Source organism: Pseudomonas sp. D4002, assembly GCF_013385665.1.
In the GTDB taxonomy this organism is placed as follows: Bacteria; Pseudomonadota; Gammaproteobacteria; order Pseudomonadales; family Pseudomonadaceae; genus Aquipseudomonas.
Genome location: NZ_JACAPN010000041.1, coordinates 49097 through 65728 on the forward strand (window position 1 = coordinate 49097; position 16632 = coordinate 65728).

Genomic DNA, 16632 nt, shown 5'->3' on the forward strand with positions numbered 1-16632 from the left:
TTGAGCACATCATGCGACTTTAGGCGCAACCCGCTGCCTGCGACCTTTAGACCAATGGACGACACACCTTTTGTATGAAGGCTCGGCGTAAGCATAGCGACCTATGTATAATGCCGCCGCTGACCAAAGAGTCACGACGGCCGACCGCTCTAGACAGACGCCCTCCGCCAGAAAAGCCGAGCTACTACAGTAGCTCACCCGCTTGACGCTCGACTGATGCAACCCAACATCACCGCGAAGAAACTTCGACATTTCGCTCATGGATGACTTTGAACGAACGCGCTTTACCCGGCGCATCTCGAGTTTCTGCGCATGCTTTCAGCAAAGAAGAGAGTTAATCCGAATATGCCCACCCGCTCGAAGATCATCTACACCTTCACCGACGAAGCCCCAGCCCTCGCCACCTATTCACTGCTGCCTATCGTAGAGGCCTTCACCGCTTCCGCTGATATTGCCGTGGAAACCCGCGACATTTCCCTGGCCGCGCGCATCCTCGCAAGCTTCCCCGAGCAACTGGGCGCCAAGGCCGTGCCGGACCACCTCGCCGAACTGGGCGACCTGGCCGTTACCCCTGAAGCCAACATCATCAAGCTGCCGAACATCAGTGCCTCGACCCCTCAGCTGCAAGCTGCGATCAAGGAACTGCAGGCCCAGGGCTACGCCCTGCCGGACTACCCGGAAACCGTAACCACCGACGCGGAAAAAGAAACCCGTGCACGTTACGACAAGGTCAAGGGCAGCGCCGTGAACCCGGTACTGCGCGAAGGCAACTCCGACCGCCGCGCCCCGCTGTCGGTCAAGAACTACGCTCGCAAGCACCCGCACAAAATGGGCGCCTGGGCTGCCGACTCCAAGTCCCACGTTGCCCACATGAGCAACGGCGACTTCTACGGCAGCGAGAAAGCCGTTCAGATCGAAGGCGCTGATGCCGTCAAGATCGAACTGATCGCCAAGGACGGTACCGCTACCGTCCTGAAGGAAAAAACCAGCGTACAAGCTGGCGAGATCATCGACACCGCCGTGCTGAGCAAGAAAGCCCTGCGCAGCTTCATCGCCGCTGAAATCGAAGACGCCAAGAAACAAGGCGTGCTGCTGTCGGTTCACCTGAAAGCCACCATGATGAAGGTTTCCGACCCGATCATGTTCGGCCAGATCGTTGCCGAGTTCTATAAAGACGCGCTGGCCAAGCACGCTGTGGTGCTGGAGCAGATCGGCTTCAACCTGAACAACGGCATCGGCGACCTGTACGCTCGCATCAAGGCCCTGCCGGCCGATCAGCAAGCGCAGATCGAAGCCGACATCCAGGCGGTATACGCTGCTCGCCCTTCCCTGGCGATGGTCAACTCCGACAAAGGCATCACCAACCTGCACGTGCCGAGCGACGTCATCGTCGACGCATCGATGCCTGCCATGATCCGTGACTCCGGCAAGATGTGGGGCACCGACGGCCAGCTGCACGACACCAAGGCTGTGATCCCGGATCGCTGCTACGCCACTATCTACCAGGCAGTGATCGAAGACTGCAAGGCCAACGGCGCCTTCGACCCAACCACCATGGGCAGCGTTCCAAACGTTGGCCTGATGGCGAAAAAAGCCGAAGAGTACGGCTCCCACGACAAGACCTTCCAGATCAAGGCTGACGGCGTAGTCCGCGTCACCGACAGCAAGGGCAACCTGCTGATGGAACAGGCTGTTGAAGCCGGCGACATCTTCCGCATGTGCCAGACCAAAGACGCACCGATCCAGGACTGGGTCAAACTGGCCGTCAACCGCGCCCGCGCCAGCAACACCCCGGCCATCTTCTGGCTGGACCCGCAGCGCGCGCACGACGGCGTCGTGGTCGAGAAAGTTCAGGCTTACCTGAAAGACCACAACACCGAAGGCCTGGACATCCGCATCATGTCGCCGGTCGACGCGATGAAGTTCACCCTGGAGCGTACCCGCAAGGGCCTGGACACCATCTCGGTGACCGGCAACGTTCTGCGCGACTACCTGACCGACCTGTTCCCGATCATGGAACTGGGCACCAGCGCCAAGATGCTGTCGATCGTGCCGCTGATGAACGGTGGCGGCCTGTTCGAAACCGGCGCTGGCGGCTCGGCTCCGAAGCACGTGCAGCAACTGGTTGAAGAGAACTTCCTGCGCTGGGATTCCCTGGGCGAGTTCCTCGCCCTGGCCGCATCCCTCGAGCATTTGGGTGTGACGTACAACAACCCGAAAGCCCTGGTACTGTCCAAGACCCTGGACCAGGCCACCGGCCAGTTCCTCGACAACAACAAGTCGCCATCGCGCAAAGTCGGCAACATCGACAACCGCGGCAGCCACTTCTACCTGGCGCTGTACTGGGCTCAAGCCCTGGCGGCCCAGACCGAAGACACTGCATTGCAAGCGCAGTTTGGCGAACTGGCCAAGACCCTGACCGCGAATGAGGCAACCATCGTTGCCGAGCTCAACGCTGTCCAGGGCAAGCCAGTGGACATCGGTGGCTACTACGCACCGAACGCCGAGCTGACCAGCAAGGCCATGCGCCCAAGCGCCACCCTCAACGCGGCAATCGCTGCGCTGGTGTAAGGTTGTAAGGATGCAAAGAAGCCCCGGCCCTGTGCCGGGGTTTCTGTTTCTGGACATGGCGCTTTTATTGAAGAAACCCAATCAAAATGTGGGAGCGGGCTTGCTCGCGAATGCGGTGGATCAGTCAATACCTCTTTAACTGACACGCCGTATTCGCGAGCAAGCCCGCTCCCACACTGAATGCAATCGCGCCTGAAGACAGCGTTACACCTTGAATCGAGGTACTTTATGACCTGGCTACCTCACATCACCGTCGCCACCATCGTCGAAGACAACGGCCGCTTCCTGATGGTCGAAGAACTCAAGGGCGGCCGCGCCGTGCTCAACCAGCCCGCCGGTCACCTCGACCCGAACGAAACCCTGACCGAGGCCGCCGTGCGCGAAACCCTCGAAGAGACTGGCTGGGACGTCGAAGCCACCGGGATTGTCGGGATTTACCTGTACACCGCTCCCAGCAATGGCGTGACCTATCAGCGCGTATGCTTCATCGCCAAGGCCCTGCAACACCACCCGGACTACCCACTGGACGACGGTATTCTGCGCGCCCGCTGGCTGACCCGTGACGAATTGATGGCCCTGCGCGAAGACTGGCGCAGCGAGCTGATCATCCGCTGCATCGACGATTATCTGGCCGGCCAGCGCCACAGCCTCGAATTGATCCGCCCTTCTCTTTAGCCTTGCAGACGCGAGCCTGCTAGAATCGCGTCCTTTTTAAAGACTCCCGTTGAAATCCTATGCGTGATCCAGCCCCTTCTGACACACAAAAGAAGCGCGTCATCGTCGGTATGTCCGGCGGCGTGGATTCTTCCGTTTCCGCCGTTCTGCTCATGGAGCAGGGTTATGAGGTGGAAGGCCTGTTCATGAAGAACTGGGAAGAAGACGATGGAACGGAATATTGCACCGCCATGGACGACTTGGCGGATGCCCAGGCCGTCTGCGACAAAATCGGCATCAAGCTGCACACCGCCAACTTCGCCGCCGAGTACTGGGACAACGTGTTCGAGCACTTCCTGGCCGAATACAAGGCCGGTCGCACGCCGAACCCGGACATCCTGTGTAACCGCGAGATCAAGTTCAAGGCGTTCCTCGACTACGCGATGATCCTAGGTGCCGATCTGATTGCTACTGGCCACTACGTGCGCCGTCGCGACATCGATGGCCGCACCGAGCTGCTCAAGGGCCTGGACGCCAACAAGGACCAGAGCTACTTCCTGCACGCCGTCGGCGGCGAACAGATCGCCAAGACCCTGTTCCCGGTGGGCGAGCTGGAAAAGCCCGAAGTGCGCGCCATTGCCGAGAAACACGGCCTGGCCACCGCCAAGAAGAAGGATTCCACCGGGATCTGCTTTATCGGCGAGCGCCGTTTCAGCGACTTCCTCAAACAGTACCTGCCGGCGCAACCGGGCGAGATCAAGACCACCGAAGGCGAGATCATCGGCCGTCACCACGGCTTGATGTACCACACCATCGGCCAGCGCCAGGGCCTGGGCATCGGCGGCCTGAAAGACGCCGGCGAAGAGCCGTGGTACGTGCTGGTCAAGGACCTGGAGCACAACGAGCTGATCGTGGGCCAGGGCAATGACCACCCATGGCTGTTCTCCCGTGCCCTGCTGGCCTCGGACATCTACTGGGTCAACCCGGTGGACCTCAGCAGCCCGCGCCGCCTGACGGCCAAAGTGCGTTATCGCCAGAGCGACCAGCCCTGCACGCTGGAAAAAACCGCCACCGGCTACCGCGCCACCTTCGACGACCCGCAGCGCGCCGTAACGCCGGGCCAATCGGTAGTGTTCTATGACGGAGAGATTTGCCTGGGGGGCGGTGTGATCGAAGTTGCCGAACCCTGGAGCAGCCAGGCATGAGCCCGACCCAGGAGCAACTGACGGCACTGGGCGGCGTGTTTCTCGCCGCGGTGCTGGTGGACAAGATCGCCAAGACCGGCCAGGTCACCGAGGCAGGCCTGACCTGCATGCTCGGCAGCCTGCTGATCCGCGACCCGAAGGACACCCTGGAAGTGTACGGCGGCGATGACCTGGCCCTGCGCGAAGGTTATCGCGCACTGGTCGGCGCCCTCGAGCGCGATCCAAGCACCTTGCAGCGCGAGCCGCTGCGCTACGCCCTGTCGATGCTCGGCCTGGAGCGTCAATTGGCCAAGCGCGACGACCTGCTGGACACCATCGGCAAGCGCCTGCCGCAGATCCAGTCCCAGGTCGAGCATTTTGGCCCGGCCCACGAAAACGTGATCGCAGCCTGTGGCGCCCTGTACCAGGACACCCTGAGCACCTTGCGCCAGCGGATCCAGGTGCACGGCGATATGCGCAACCTGCAACAACCAAACAACGCCTCGAAAATCCGCGCCCTGCTGTTGGCCGGTATTCGTTCGGCGCGGTTATGGCGCCAATTGGGCGGTCATCGCTGGCAGTTGGTGGTCAGCCGACGCAAATTGCTGAAAGAGCTTTACCCGTTGATGCGCAACGAATAAGTCGCAGCAACCGATTTTTTTATAGCCCCACGCGTAATACGCCGGTCAGTTGGCAACGGACCGGCGGATTTTTTCATGTATGATACGCGCCCCATTTCGTTGCCCGACTGTCCGAGAACACCCCATGCAGCTTTCTTCGCTCACTGCGGTTTCCCCTGTTGACGGCCGCTACGCCGGCAAAACCCAGGCCCTGCGCCCTATTTTCAGCGAATACGGCTTGATCCGTGCTCGTGTTCTGGTTGAAGTGCGCTGGCTCCAGCGCCTGGCCGCTCACCCTGGCATCAGCGAAGTGCCGGCGTTCTCTGCCGAAGCCAACGCTGTGCTGAACGCCCTGGCGGAAAACTTCGCTCTGGAGCACGCCGAGCGTGTCAAAGAGATCGAGCGCACCACCAACCACGACGTTAAAGCCATCGAATACCTGCTCAAAGAGCAAGCGGCCAAGCTGCCGGAACTGGCCAAGGTCAGCGAGTTCATCCACTTTGCCTGCACCAGCGAGGACATCAACAACCTGTCCCACGCCCTGATGCTGCGCGAAGGCCGTGATGACGTGATGCTGCCACTGATGCGCCAGACTGCCGACGCCATCCGCGAACTGGCGATCCGTTTCGCCGACGTTCCGATGCTGTCGCGCACCCACGGCCAGCCGGCTTCGCCGACCACCCTGGGTAAAGAACTGGCCAACGTGGTGTACCGCCTGGAGCGCCAGATCGCTCAAGTCGCGGCCGTACCGCTGCTGGGCAAGATCAACGGCGCCGTAGGCAACTACAACGCCCACCTGTCGGCCTATCCTGAGATCGACTGGGAAGAAAACGCCCGCGCCTTCATCGAAGACGAACTGGGCCTGGGTTTCAACCCGTACACCACGCAAATCGAACCCCACGACTACATCGCCGAGCTGTTCGACGCGATTGCGCGCTTCAACACCATCCTGATCGACTTCGATCGCGATATCTGGGGCTACATCTCCCTGGGCTACTTCAAGCAGCGCACCATTGCCGGCGAAATCGGTTCATCGACCATGCCGCACAAGGTCAATCCGATCGACTTCGAAAACTCCGAAGGCAACCTCGGGATCGCCAACGCCCTGTTCCAGCACCTGGCCAGCAAGTTGCCAATCTCCCGCTGGCAGCGCGACCTGACCGACTCCACCGTACTGCGCAACCTCGGCGTGGGCTTCGCCCACAGCGTGATCGCGTACGAAGCCAGCCTCAAAGGCATCAGCAAACTGGAGCTCAACGAGCAGAAGATCGCCGCTGACCTGGACGCTTGCTGGGAAGTCCTGGCCGAGCCGATCCAGACCGTGATGCGCCGCTACAACATCGAAAACCCGTACGAGAAGCTCAAAGAGCTGACCCGCGGCAAGGGCATCACCTCCGAAGCGCTGCAAACTTTCATTGACGGCCTGGATATGCCAGCCGCCGCCAAAGCCGAGCTGAAACTGCTCACCCCGGCCAACTACATCGGCAACGCTGTGGCTCAAGCCAAACGCATCTGATAGAAGCTTGACCCTTTGAGACGCCCGGCAGCGCCGGGCGTTTTTATTCCCGTCTGAAAAGTGCTTTTTTTCAATAGGTTACACATGAATCCTGACATTCCTCTTCAACTTCTGGGCGGCATCACGGCACGGGAATTCCTGCGCGACTACTGGCAGAAAAAACCCCTGCTGATCCGCCAGGCCATCCCTGACTTCGAAAGCCCGATCGACGCCGACGAACTGGCCGGCCTGGCGCTGGAAGAAGAAGTCGAGTCGCGCCTGATCATCGAACACGGCGAACGCCCGTGGGAGTTGCGCCGCGGCCCGTTCGCCGAAGATGCCTTCAGCACCCTGCCCGAGCGCGAGTGGACCCTGCTGGTGCAGGCGGTCGACCAGTTCGTGCCGGAAGTGGCCGAACTGCTGGAAAACTTCCGCTTCCTGCCAAGCTGGCGCATTGACGATGTGATGATCAGCTACGCCGCCCCGGGTGGCAGCGTGGGCCCGCACTTCGACAACTACGACGTGTTCCTGCTGCAAGGTTCCGGCAAGCGCAACTGGAAGATCGGCCAGATGTGCAACTCCGAAAGCCCGCTGCTGCAACACGCGGACCTGCGCATCCTCGCTGAATTCGAAGAGACCGCCGAATGGGTGCTGGAACCGGGCGACATGCTCTACCTGCCGCCCCGCCTGGCCCACTGCGGCGTGGCCGTGGATGATTGCATGACCTACTCCGTAGGCTTCCGCGCCCCGAGCGCCGCTGAAGTGCTGACCCACTTCACCGACTTCCTCAGCCAGTACCTGACTGACGAAGAGCGCTACACCGACGCCGATGCCCAGCCGGTCAGCGACCCGCACCAGATCCAGGGCGACGCCCTCGACCGCCTGAAAAGCCTGTTGGCCGAGCACATGAGCGACGAGCGCATGCTGCTGACCTGGTTCGGCCAGTTCATGACCGAGCCGCGCTACCCGGAACTGGTCGCCGGCCCGGAAGTGGAAGAAGAAGACCTGCTGGGCAGCCTGGAAAACGGCGCCGTGCTGATCCGCAACCCGAGCGCCCGCCTGGCCTGGTCCGAAGTCGACGACGACCTGCTGCTGTTCGCCAGCGGCCAGAGCCGCCTGTTGCCGGGCAAGCTGCGGGAACTGCTGAAGCTGGTGTGCGCCGCCGACGCCCTGCACATCGACAACCTCGGCCCATGGCTGGCGGATGAAGATGGCTGCGCCCTGCTGTGGGAACTGGTCAAGCAAGGAAGCCTGGGGTTTGCCGATGAATAAGATTCACGTAAGTGTCGCGGACTGGCAAAAGGATATCGCCGAGATACGGCGCATTCGTGAAGCGGTATTTATCGCTGAACAATCGGTTCCACCGGAGCTGGAATGGGATGCAGACGACGCGAGTGCCGTGCATTTCCTGGCGTTCGAAGGCGACTTTCCCATCGGTACTGCACGCCTGCTGCCTACCGGCGAGATCGGCCGCGTGTCGGTTCTCAAAGACTGGCGCGGCCTGAAGGTCGGCGACAAGCTGATGGAAGCGGTGATCGGCGTGGCCGAGAAACGCGGCCAGACCCGGCAGATCCTCAGTGCACAGGTCCATGCGGCGCCGTTTTATGAGCGCCTGGGCTTCAAGATTGTCAGCGATGAGTTCCTGGAAGTCGGGATTCCTCACGTTGATATGGTGCGCGAGGGCTGATCCGAGACCGAGTCGCTCCCTTCGCAGGCAAGCCAGCTCCCACATTCGATCCAGTATATCCTTTGGAATGAGGTCAAATGTGGGAGCGGGCTTGCTCGCGAAGGCGCCATCAGCAACACCTCAAAAGGCCCTGCCATCCCCCGATGCCAGGGCCTTTTGCCGTCCAGGATTCAACTTGCGCCCCGCCAAGCCGACAAACTGGCAATATCTAGCCTAAATGACTCGCAGAGATAACGGACATGTCCCTACGCACCCTGCTCACCCTGTTGCTCCTGGCCACCAGTTTCTCGGTGATGGCCGCCACCGAAGTCGTGCCCCTGAGCAACCGCACCAGCGCCGACCTGCTGCCGGTGGCGCAGAACTTTATCGGCAAGGACGGCACCGTCAGCGCCTACGGCAACCAACTGATCGTGAACGCCGAGCCCGACAAGATCCAGGGCCTGCGCGCCCTGCTCGCGCAACTGGACACGCCTTCCAAGCGCCTGCTGATCACCGTCGACACCAACGAAAACAACCAGCAGAGCAACGGCAACAATCAAACACAGGTCATCACCTACAGCACCGAAAGCCGTGACGGCGGGATCCAGCAGATCCAGGCCAGCGAAGGCGTGCCCGCGCTGATCCAGATCGGCCAGAGCGTGCCCCTCACCACCACCCAGCCCGATGCCTACGGCCGCCCGCAGAACCAGACCCAGTATCGCAACGTAACCCAGGGCTTCTACGTGACGGCCAGCGTCACCGGCGAGACCGTTCACCTGAGCATCAGTACCAATCGTGACCGCATGAGCCAGGAACGTCCCGATGTAGTGAACGTGCAAAGTACCGACACAACTGTCAGCGGACGCCTGGGCGAGTGGATCACCCTGGCCGGGATCAACCGCCAGACCCAGGCCGACAAAAGTACCACAACCCGCAGCTACTCTACTCAAGGGCGCGATGACCTGACATTGCGGGTCAAAGTCGACACGCTGAACTGAAGCACCAAAAACTGACTGGCGAGTCGTATTAGACTAAAGATGTAGTGCTTGAAAAAAAGCACTACAAAACATTTGACGATCCAAAAAAGCATGGGCATGATGGCCTCGCTCCCGCTAATCAGGGGCCCTGGCAAGGGCCTTCGGATCGTCGCTCAAAGCCACCCACCTGAGCCGATTCGTGTCTGTACCGCCCACAAGGTGTGTTTGACGAGGTTGCGACTGGAACGAAGTTGTCCCGAGGGACGGAAGCTAACCAGGTAACCCGGCAACACACTGATGGATCGTACAAAGGCCCACGACGCCCGAAGACTGTTCGCAGTTCGCCCTTACCTGCTCAACTCCCCCTTGAGCCTATCGTTCATCCCGTCGCCTTCCCCGCCAAGCCTGACTTGACCGCCTAAGCTTCTGGTCAGCGAGCAGCCATAACCACGCACTGATTACGTGGCTGGCAAATGGAATTTTCCACCTAGACCTATGCGACGAGGTTTTTCCCCATGGCACTGACACGCGAACAGCAAATTGCAGCCCTTGAAAAAGACTGGGCTGAAAACCCACGCTGGAAAGGCGTGACCCGCGCTTATTCCGCTGCTGACGTCGTCCGCCTGCGTGGCTCGGTTCAACCTGAGCACACCTTTGCAAAACTCGGCGCCGAGAAGCTGTGGAAGCTGGTCACCCAGGGTGCCAAGCCGTCCTTCCGTCCCGAAAAAGATTTCGTCAACTGCATGGGCGCCCTGACTGGCGGCCAAGCGGTTCAACAGGTCAAAGCCGGTATCCAGGCGATCTACCTGTCTGGCTGGCAAGTGGCAGCGGACAACAACTCCGCTGAGTCCATGTACCCCGACCAATCGCTGTACCCGGTGGACTCCGTGCCAACCGTGGTCAAGCGCATCAACAACTCGTTCCGCCGTGCCGACCAGATCCAGTGGAAAGCCGGTAAAGGCCCGGGCGATGAAGGCTACATCGACTACTTCGCACCGATCGTTGCAGACGCTGAAGCCGGTTTCGGCGGCGTACTGAACGCCTACGAGCTGATGAAGAGCATGATCGAGGCAGGCGCTGCCGGCGTTCACTTCGAAGACCAGCTGGCTTCGGTGAAGAAATGCGGCCACATGGGCGGCAAGGTACTGGTTCCAACCCAGGAAGCTGTTCAAAAGCTGACGGCTGCTCGTCTGGCTGCTGACGTTGCTGGCACTCCGACCATCATCCTGGCCCGTACCGATGCCAACGCGGCTGATTTGCTGACCTCGGATTGCGACCCGTACGACCAGCCGTTCGTGACTGGCGAACGTACCCAGGAAGGTTTCTATAAAGTGCGCGCCGGTCTCGACCAGGCGATCGCTCGTGGCCTGGCCTACGCGCCGTACGCCGACCTGATCTGGTGCGAAACTGCCAAGCCGGACCTGGACGAAGCTCGCCGCTTTGCCGAAGCCATCAAGAAGGAATACCCGGATCAACTGCTGTCCTACAACTGCTCGCCTTCCTTCAACTGGAAGAAGAACCTGGACGACGCGACCATCGCCAAGTTCCAGCGTGAACTGTCTGCCATGGGCTACAAGCACCAATTCATCACCCTGGCCGGCATTCACAACATGTGGCACAGCATGTTCAACCTGGCGCACGACTACGCCCGCAACGACATGACTGCCTACGTGAAGCTGCAGGAACAAGAGTTCGCTGATGCTGCCAAGGGTTACACCTTTGTGGCGCACCAGCAGGAAGTGGGCACCGGTTACTTCGACGACATGACCACCGTGATCCAGGGCGGCACCTCGTCCGTGACTGCGCTGACCGGTTCGACCGAAGAAGAGCAGTTCCACTAAGTACTGAGTACACGGCCACTGCGGCCCCACGGAAGACCTAACCGCAGTGCCGCACGATCTGACGCCCCGACTGGTTCGGGGCGTTTTTTTGGGCGCCTGAAAAGCACTGGTGTGTGAGAGCAGCCACGGTCAACTGTAGGAGCTGGCTTGCCTGCGATGCCGACAACTCGGCTTCTGCGATACACCGAGGCGATGCCATCGCAGCCAAGCCAGCTCCCACAGGAAAGCAGAGCGGCACGCGCCTTGGCCCAGCCTTTGATTGGGCTTTTGAATATGTGCCCCTGCGCGCCCTCGCCAGCCGATTTCGATCAAAACATTGATCCAGAGCGCTATTCCCATCTGCAAAACCAGTTAAAAGATCCGCTTTACCAACTAGCATCACCCGCACAAGTAACAACAACTTCCCGCGCTAAACCCCGAACAGTTGTTTAAAACCCACGCAAACAATATTCATTATCATTTAGAGCATGAAAACTTCTTTACCGGTTAAACAAAACACAATTCGTGAAAAGCCCGCTAATGCCCGCAGCACAAGGGCTACAGCCCCAAGAAGGTGCACCATGTCCTTATTCCATCGAATAATTTCGCTATAGGAATTTTACTTGCCCGGTGTTTAGCCATAAAATCACCGCGATTGATTGCGCTGCGACATATCGTCACTGCATCGTTACTTTTTCGAGCTCAGAGACCTTTGCTCTCTGTTAAGGATTTCCAGCATGACCGAAGCGACAGGACTCATGGCCCACAACTGGGGCTTTGCCATTTTCCTCCTCGGTGTAGTCGGCCTTTGCGCCTTCATGCTCGGCGTCTCCAGCCTCCTCGGGTCAAAAGCCTGGGGCCGCAGCAAAAACGAACCGTTCGAGTCCGGCATGCTACCTACAGGTGGCGCCCGCTTGCGGCTCTCAGCCAAATTCTATCTGGTCGCGATGCTCTTCGTGATCTTCGACATCGAAGCCCTTTTTCTCTTTGCCTGGTCTGTGTCCGTCCGCGAAAGCGGCTGGACCGGATTCGTCGAAGCCCTCGTTTTCATAGCAATTCTGTTGGCAGGCCTTGTCTACCTATTTCGAGTGGGCGCCCTTGACTGGGCTCCGGAAGCTCGTCGCAAGCGGCAAGCGAAGCTGAAACAATGAGGCTTTGGCGATGCAATACAATCTCACCAGGATCGACCCGGATGCTCCTAACGAGCAGTACCCAATCGGCGAACGGGAAACCGTTTCCGACCCGTTAGAAGACCAAGTCCACAAAAACATCTACATGGGCAAGCTGGAAGACGTGCTGAGTGGCGCGGTCAACTGGGGACGTAAGAACTCCCTGTGGCCGTACAACTTCGGTCTGTCCTGCTGCTACGTGGAAATGACCACCGCCTTCACGGCGCCCCACGACATCGCGCGCTTTGGCGCCGAAGTTATCCGGGCATCGCCGCGTCAGGCGGATTTCATGGTTATCGCCGGTACCTGCTTTATCAAGATGGCGCCGATCATTCAGCGTCTCTACGAGCAAATGCTCGAACCAAAGTGGGTTATCTCCATGGGTTCGTGCGCCAACTCCGGTGGCATGTACGACATCTACTCCGTGGTTCAGGGGGTGGACAAGTTCCTGCCCGTGGACGTCTACGTGCCTGGCTGCCCGCCCCGCCCTGAAGCATTTCTGCAAGGCTTGATGCTGTTGCAGGAATCGATTGGCAAGGAGCGTCGTCCACTTTCCTGGGTTGTCGGAGATCAAGGCGTATACCGCGCCGAGATGCCGTCACAAAAGGAACAGCGCCGCGAACAGCGTATTCAGGTAACCAACCTGCGCAGCCCCGACGAAGTCTGATCCAGAACCGCTTCTTTTATAGAACGAAAACCTGGCTTCATTCTTTACGTTGACCGAAAGCGATAAAAAACCATGACTACAGGCAGTGCTCTGTACATCCCGCCTTATAAGGCAGACGACCAGGATGTGGTCGTCGAACTCAACAACCGTTTTGGCCCTGACGCCTTCACCGCCCAGGCCACACGCACCGGCATGCCGGTGCTGTGGGTGGCGCGTGCCAGGCTCGTCGAAGTCCTGAGCTTCCTGCGCAACCTGCCCAAGCCGTACGTCATGCTCTATGACCTGCATGGCGTGGACGAGCGCCTGCGCACCAAGCGCCAGGGGCTGCCGAGCGGCGCCGACTTCACCGTGTTCTACCACTTGATGTCGCTTGAACGTAACAGCGACGTGATGATCAAGGTGGCCCTCTCCGAGAGCGACCTGAGCGTTCCGACCGTGACCGGTATCTGGCCCAACGCCAACTGGTACGAGCGTGAAGTGTGGGACATGTTCGGCATCGATTTCCCGGGCCACCCGCACCTGTCGCGCATCATGATGCCGCCGACCTGGGAAGGTCACCCGCTGCGCAAGGACTTCCCTGCCCGCGCCACCGAATTCGATCCATTCAGCCTGACCCTCGCCAAGCAACAGCTTGAAGAAGAGGCTGCGCGCTTCCGTCCGGAAGACTGGGGCATGAAGCGCTCCGGCACCAACGAGGACTACATGTTCCTCAACCTGGGCCCGAACCACCCTTCTGCTCACGGTGCCTTCCGCATCATCCTGCAACTGGACGGCGAAGAAATCGTCGACTGCGTACCGGACATCGGCTACCACCACCGTGGAGCCGAGAAGATGGCCGAGCGTCAGTCGTGGCACAGCTTCATCCCGTACACCGACCGTATCGACTACCTCGGCGGCGTGATGAACAACCTGCCGTACGTGCTCTCGGTCGAGAAGCTGGCCGGCATCAAGGTGCCGGACAAGGTCGACACCATCCGCATCATGATGGCCGAGTTCTTCCGGATCACCAGCCACCTGCTGTTCCTGGGTACCTATATCCAGGACGTCGGCGCCATGACCCCGGTGTTCTTCACCTTCACCGACCGTCAGCGTGCGTACAAGGTCATCGAAGCCATCACCGGTTTCCGCCTGCACCCGGCCTGGTACCGCATCGGCGGCGTCGCCCACGACCTGCCACGTGGCTGGGAACGCCTGGTCAAGGAATTCATCGACTGGATGCCCAAGCGTCTGGACGAATACCAGAAAGCCGCCCTGGACAACAGCATCCTCAAGGGCCGGACCATCGGCGTCGCCCAGTACAACACCAAAGAGGCCCTGGAATGGGGCGTCACCGGTGCTGGCCTGCGTTCCACCGGTTGCGATTTCGACCTGCGTAAAGCACGCCCGTACTCCGGCTACCAGAACTTCGAATTCGAAGTGCCGCTGGCGGCCAACGGCGATGCCTACGACCGCTGCATCGTGCGCGTCGAAGAAATGCGCCAGAGCCTGAAGATCATCGAACAGTGCATGCGCAACATGCCGGAAGGCCCGTACAAGGCGGATCACCCGCTGACCACGCCGCCGCCGAAAGAGCGCACGCTGCAACACATCGAAACCCTGATCACGCACTTCCTGCAAGTTTCGTGGGGCCCGGTAATGCCGGCCAACGAGTCCTTCCAGATGATCGAAGCGACCAAGGGTATCAACAGTTATTACCTGACGAGCGATGGCGGCACCATGAGCTACCGCACCCGGATTCGCACGCCAAGCTTCCCGCACCTGCAGCAGATCCCTTCGGTGATCAAAGGTGAAATGGTCGCGGACTTGATTGCGTACCTGGGTAGTATCGATTTCGTTATGGCCGACGTGGACCGCTAAGCATGAATAGCACGCTTATCCAGACAGACCGTTTCACCTTGAGTGAAACCGAGCGCTCGTCCATCGAGCACGAGCTGCATCACTACGAAGACCCGCGCGCGGCGTCGATCGAAGCCTTGAAGATCGTCCAGAAGGAACGTGGCTGGGTGCCGGACGGCGCCCTCTACGCCATCGGCGAGATCCTCGGCATCCCCGCCAGCGACGTTGAAGGCGTGGCGACGTTCTACAGCCAGATCTTCCGCCAGCCGGTCGGCCGCCACATCATTCGCGTGTGCGACAGCATGGTCTGCTACATCGGTGGCCACGAGTCCGTGGTCAGCGAGATCCAGAGCAAGCTGGGCATCGGCCTGGGCCAAACCACTCCGGACGGGCGCTTCACGCTGCTGCCGGTGTGCTGCCTGGGCAACTGTGACAAGGCGCCGGCGTTGATGATCGACGACGACACATTCGGTGACGTGCAGCCTGCCGGCGTCACCCAATTGCTCGAGGGCTACCCATGACCCTGACTTCCTTCGGTCCTGCCAACCGCATCAAGCGGTCGGCCGAGACTCACCCGCTGACCTGGCGCCTGCGTGACGACGGCGAGCCTGTATGGCTTGACGAGTACCAGGCCAAGAACGGTTACGCGGCCGCGCGCAAAGCCTTTGCCGACATGGCCCAGGACGACATCGTCCAGACCGTGAAAGACGCAGGCCTTAAGGGCCGCGGCGGTGCAGGCTTCCCCACGGGTGTCAAGTGGGGCCTGATGCCGAAAGACGAATCCATCAACATCCGCTACCTGCTGTGCAACGCGGATGAAATGGAGCCGAACACCTGGAAAGACCGCATGCTGATGGAGCAACTGCCCCATCTGCTGATCGAAGGCATGCTGATCAGTGCCCGCGCGCTGAAAACCTACCGTGGCTACATCTTCCTGCGTGGCGAATACACCACCGCCGCCAAGCACCTGAACCGTGCCGTGGAAGAAGCCAAGGCCGCTGGCCTGCTGGGCAAGAACATCCTTGGTTCGGGTTTCGACTTCGAACTGTTCGTGCACACCGGCGCCGGGCGTTATATCTGCGGTGAAGAAACCGCACTGATCAACTCCCTCGAAGGCCGCCGCGCCAACCCGCGTTCCAAGCCGCCCTTCCCTGCCGCCGTGGGCGTGTGGGGCAAGCCGACCTGCGTGAACAACGTTGAAACCCTGTGCAACGTGCCGGCAATCATCGGCGACGGCGTGGAGTGGTACAAATCGTTGGCCCGCGAAGGCAGCGAAGACATGGGCACCAAGCTCATGGGCTTCTCCGGCAAGGTCAAGAACCCGGGCCTGTGGGAACTGCCTTTCGGCGTGACCGCACGCGAGCTGTTCGAGGACTACGCCGGCGGCATGCGCGATGGCTACACCCTCAAGGCCTGGCAGCCAGGCGGCGCCGGTACCGGCTTCCTGTTGCCAGAACACCTGGACGCTCAAATGTACGCCGGCGGCATCGGCAAGGTGGGCACCCGTATGGGTACCGGCCTGGCCATGGCCGTGGACAACACCGTGAACATGGTGTCGTTGCTGCGCAACATGGAGCAATTCTTCTCCCGCGAATCCTGTGGCTTCTGCACCCCGTGCCGCGACGGTTTGCCATGGAGCGTCAAGCTGCTGATGGCCCTGGAAAACGGCGAAGGCCGCGAGGGCGACATCGAGACCCTGCTGGGTCTGGTCGGTTTCCTCGGCCCAGGCAAGACCTTCTGTGCTCACGCACCGGGCGCCGTGGAGCCATTGGGCAGCGCGATCAAATACTTCCGCTCGGAGTTCGAAGCCGGCATCGCGCCTACCAGCGCCGCCGTCCCGCCTCTGGCAAGGCCGATCGTAGTCGGCGCGTAACGCTTAAAAAGGCGAAGGGTCCGTGCCCTTCGCTTTCTCATGTGCTGACGCCTTCAAGGCTGTGTTGATGCACATGAATAACAAGATTCCATTAGCCACG

The 16632-nt window shown here is 60.3% G+C and carries 14 protein-coding genes; all 14 read left to right on the plus strand.

The genetic code is table 11. The features are described 5' to 3' along the window. Window positions 1-345 precede the first annotated feature (345 nt). The 14 genes from HX824_RS25405 to nuoF all read left to right on the plus strand — a co-directional run bounded on the left by HX824_RS25405 (window position 346) and on the right by nuoF (window position 16532). Complete coding sequence (locus tag HX824_RS25405) at window positions 346-2571, plus strand: NADP-dependent isocitrate dehydrogenase (protein WP_087693052.1); 2226 nt, start codon at window positions 346-348, stop codon at window positions 2569-2571. A 228-nt stretch (window positions 2572-2799) separates the two neighbouring features. Beyond that, window positions 2800-3246: an NUDIX hydrolase gene (locus tag HX824_RS25410; protein WP_008431568.1), complete on the plus strand. Its 447-nt coding sequence runs from the start codon at window positions 2800-2802 to the stop codon at window positions 3244-3246. A gap of 59 nt (window positions 3247-3305) precedes the next feature. Then, entirely contained in the window at window positions 3306-4430 is a 1125-nt protein-coding gene (gene mnmA / locus HX824_RS25415; protein ID WP_003219588.1) for a tRNA 2-thiouridine(34) synthase MnmA, read from the plus strand. Then, complete coding sequence (gene hflD / locus HX824_RS25420) at window positions 4427-5050, plus strand: high frequency lysogenization protein HflD (protein WP_003219586.1); 624 nt, start codon at window positions 4427-4429, stop codon at window positions 5048-5050. Before mnmA ends, hflD begins: the two co-directional genes overlap by 4 nt. Window positions 5051-5174: 124 nt before the next feature. Next, on the plus strand, window positions 5175-6545 hold the full coding sequence (purB, locus tag HX824_RS25425; RefSeq protein WP_003219584.1) for an adenylosuccinate lyase: 1371 nt from the start codon (window positions 5175-5177) through the stop codon (window positions 6543-6545). An 84-nt stretch (window positions 6546-6629) separates the two neighbouring features. Beyond that, on the plus strand, window positions 6630-7796 hold the full coding sequence (locus HX824_RS25430; protein WP_003219582.1) for a cupin domain-containing protein: 1167 nt from the start codon (window positions 6630-6632) through the stop codon (window positions 7794-7796). Beyond that, window positions 7789-8211 (plus strand): GNAT family N-acetyltransferase, encoded by a 423-nt coding sequence (locus HX824_RS25435; protein ID WP_003219580.1) that lies wholly within the window; start codon window positions 7789-7791, stop codon window positions 8209-8211. The genes HX824_RS25430 and HX824_RS25435 overlap by 8 nt, the downstream gene beginning before the upstream one ends. Before the next feature lie 239 nt (window positions 8212-8450). Then, window positions 8451-9188: a secretin N-terminal domain-containing protein gene (locus HX824_RS25440; protein WP_177023236.1), complete on the plus strand. Its 738-nt coding sequence runs from the start codon at window positions 8451-8453 to the stop codon at window positions 9186-9188. 494 nt (window positions 9189-9682) lie between these two features. Further along, window positions 9683-11008 carry an isocitrate lyase gene (gene aceA / locus HX824_RS25445; RefSeq protein ID WP_003219577.1) on the plus strand — a complete coding sequence of 442 codons (1326 nt, stop codon included), beginning with the start codon at window positions 9683-9685 and terminating at the stop codon, window positions 11006-11008. Window positions 11009-11724: 716 nt separating this feature from the next. Beyond that, the gene (locus HX824_RS25450) at window positions 11725-12138 is read left to right on the plus strand and encodes an NADH-quinone oxidoreductase subunit A (RefSeq protein ID WP_003219575.1); all 414 of its coding nucleotides are present in this window, start codon (window positions 11725-11727) and stop codon (window positions 12136-12138) included. Window positions 12139-12148: 10 nt separating this feature from the next. Beyond that, window positions 12149-12823, plus strand: coding sequence for an NADH-quinone oxidoreductase subunit B family protein (locus HX824_RS25455; RefSeq protein WP_003219572.1), 675 nt, complete (start codon window positions 12149-12151; stop codon window positions 12821-12823). Between the two features lie 72 nt (window positions 12824-12895). Next, window positions 12896-14680 carry an NADH-quinone oxidoreductase subunit C/D gene (nuoC, locus tag HX824_RS25460; RefSeq protein WP_003219570.1) on the plus strand — a complete coding sequence of 595 codons (1785 nt, stop codon included), beginning with the start codon at window positions 12896-12898 and terminating at the stop codon, window positions 14678-14680. A gap of 2 nt (window positions 14681-14682) precedes the next feature. Further along, a complete protein-coding gene (gene nuoE / locus HX824_RS25465; protein ID WP_177055325.1) occupies window positions 14683-15180 on the plus strand; it encodes an NADH-quinone oxidoreductase subunit NuoE in 498 nt (165 codons plus the stop codon). Next, on the plus strand, window positions 15177-16532 hold the full coding sequence (gene nuoF / locus HX824_RS25470) for an NADH-quinone oxidoreductase subunit NuoF (protein ID WP_003219566.1): 1356 nt from the start codon (window positions 15177-15179) through the stop codon (window positions 16530-16532). The genes nuoE and nuoF overlap by 4 nt, the downstream gene beginning before the upstream one ends. Window positions 16533-16632 lie beyond the last annotated feature (100 nt).

Excerpts from the sequence above, each read along its gene's own strand:
- HX824_RS25405 (WP_087693052.1), top strand. The coding sequence starts at position 346 with ATGCCCACCCGCTCGAAGATCATCTACACCTTCACCGACGAAGCCCCA.
- HX824_RS25410 (WP_008431568.1), top strand. The coding sequence starts at position 2,800 with ATGACCTGGCTACCTCACATCACCGTCGCCACCATCGTCGAAGACAAC.
- mnmA (WP_003219588.1), top strand. The coding sequence starts at position 3,306 with ATGCGTGATCCAGCCCCTTCTGACACACAAAAGAAGCGCGTCATCGTC.
- hflD (WP_003219586.1), top strand. The coding sequence starts at position 4,427 with ATGAGCCCGACCCAGGAGCAACTGACGGCACTGGGCGGCGTGTTTCTC.
- purB (WP_003219584.1), top strand. The coding sequence starts at position 5,175 with ATGCAGCTTTCTTCGCTCACTGCGGTTTCCCCTGTTGACGGCCGCTAC.
- HX824_RS25430 (WP_003219582.1), top strand. The coding sequence starts at position 6,630 with ATGAATCCTGACATTCCTCTTCAACTTCTGGGCGGCATCACGGCACGG.
- HX824_RS25435 (WP_003219580.1), top strand. The coding sequence starts at position 7,789 with ATGAATAAGATTCACGTAAGTGTCGCGGACTGGCAAAAGGATATCGCC.
- HX824_RS25440 (WP_177023236.1), top strand. The coding sequence starts at position 8,451 with ATGTCCCTACGCACCCTGCTCACCCTGTTGCTCCTGGCCACCAGTTTC.
- aceA (WP_003219577.1), top strand. The coding sequence starts at position 9,683 with ATGGCACTGACACGCGAACAGCAAATTGCAGCCCTTGAAAAAGACTGG.
- HX824_RS25450 (WP_003219575.1), top strand. The coding sequence starts at position 11,725 with ATGACCGAAGCGACAGGACTCATGGCCCACAACTGGGGCTTTGCCATT.
- HX824_RS25455 (WP_003219572.1), top strand. The coding sequence starts at position 12,149 with ATGCAATACAATCTCACCAGGATCGACCCGGATGCTCCTAACGAGCAG.
- nuoC (WP_003219570.1), top strand. The coding sequence starts at position 12,896 with ATGACTACAGGCAGTGCTCTGTACATCCCGCCTTATAAGGCAGACGAC.
- nuoE (WP_177055325.1), top strand. The coding sequence starts at position 14,683 with ATGAATAGCACGCTTATCCAGACAGACCGTTTCACCTTGAGTGAAACC.
- nuoF (WP_003219566.1), top strand. The coding sequence starts at position 15,177 with ATGACCCTGACTTCCTTCGGTCCTGCCAACCGCATCAAGCGGTCGGCC.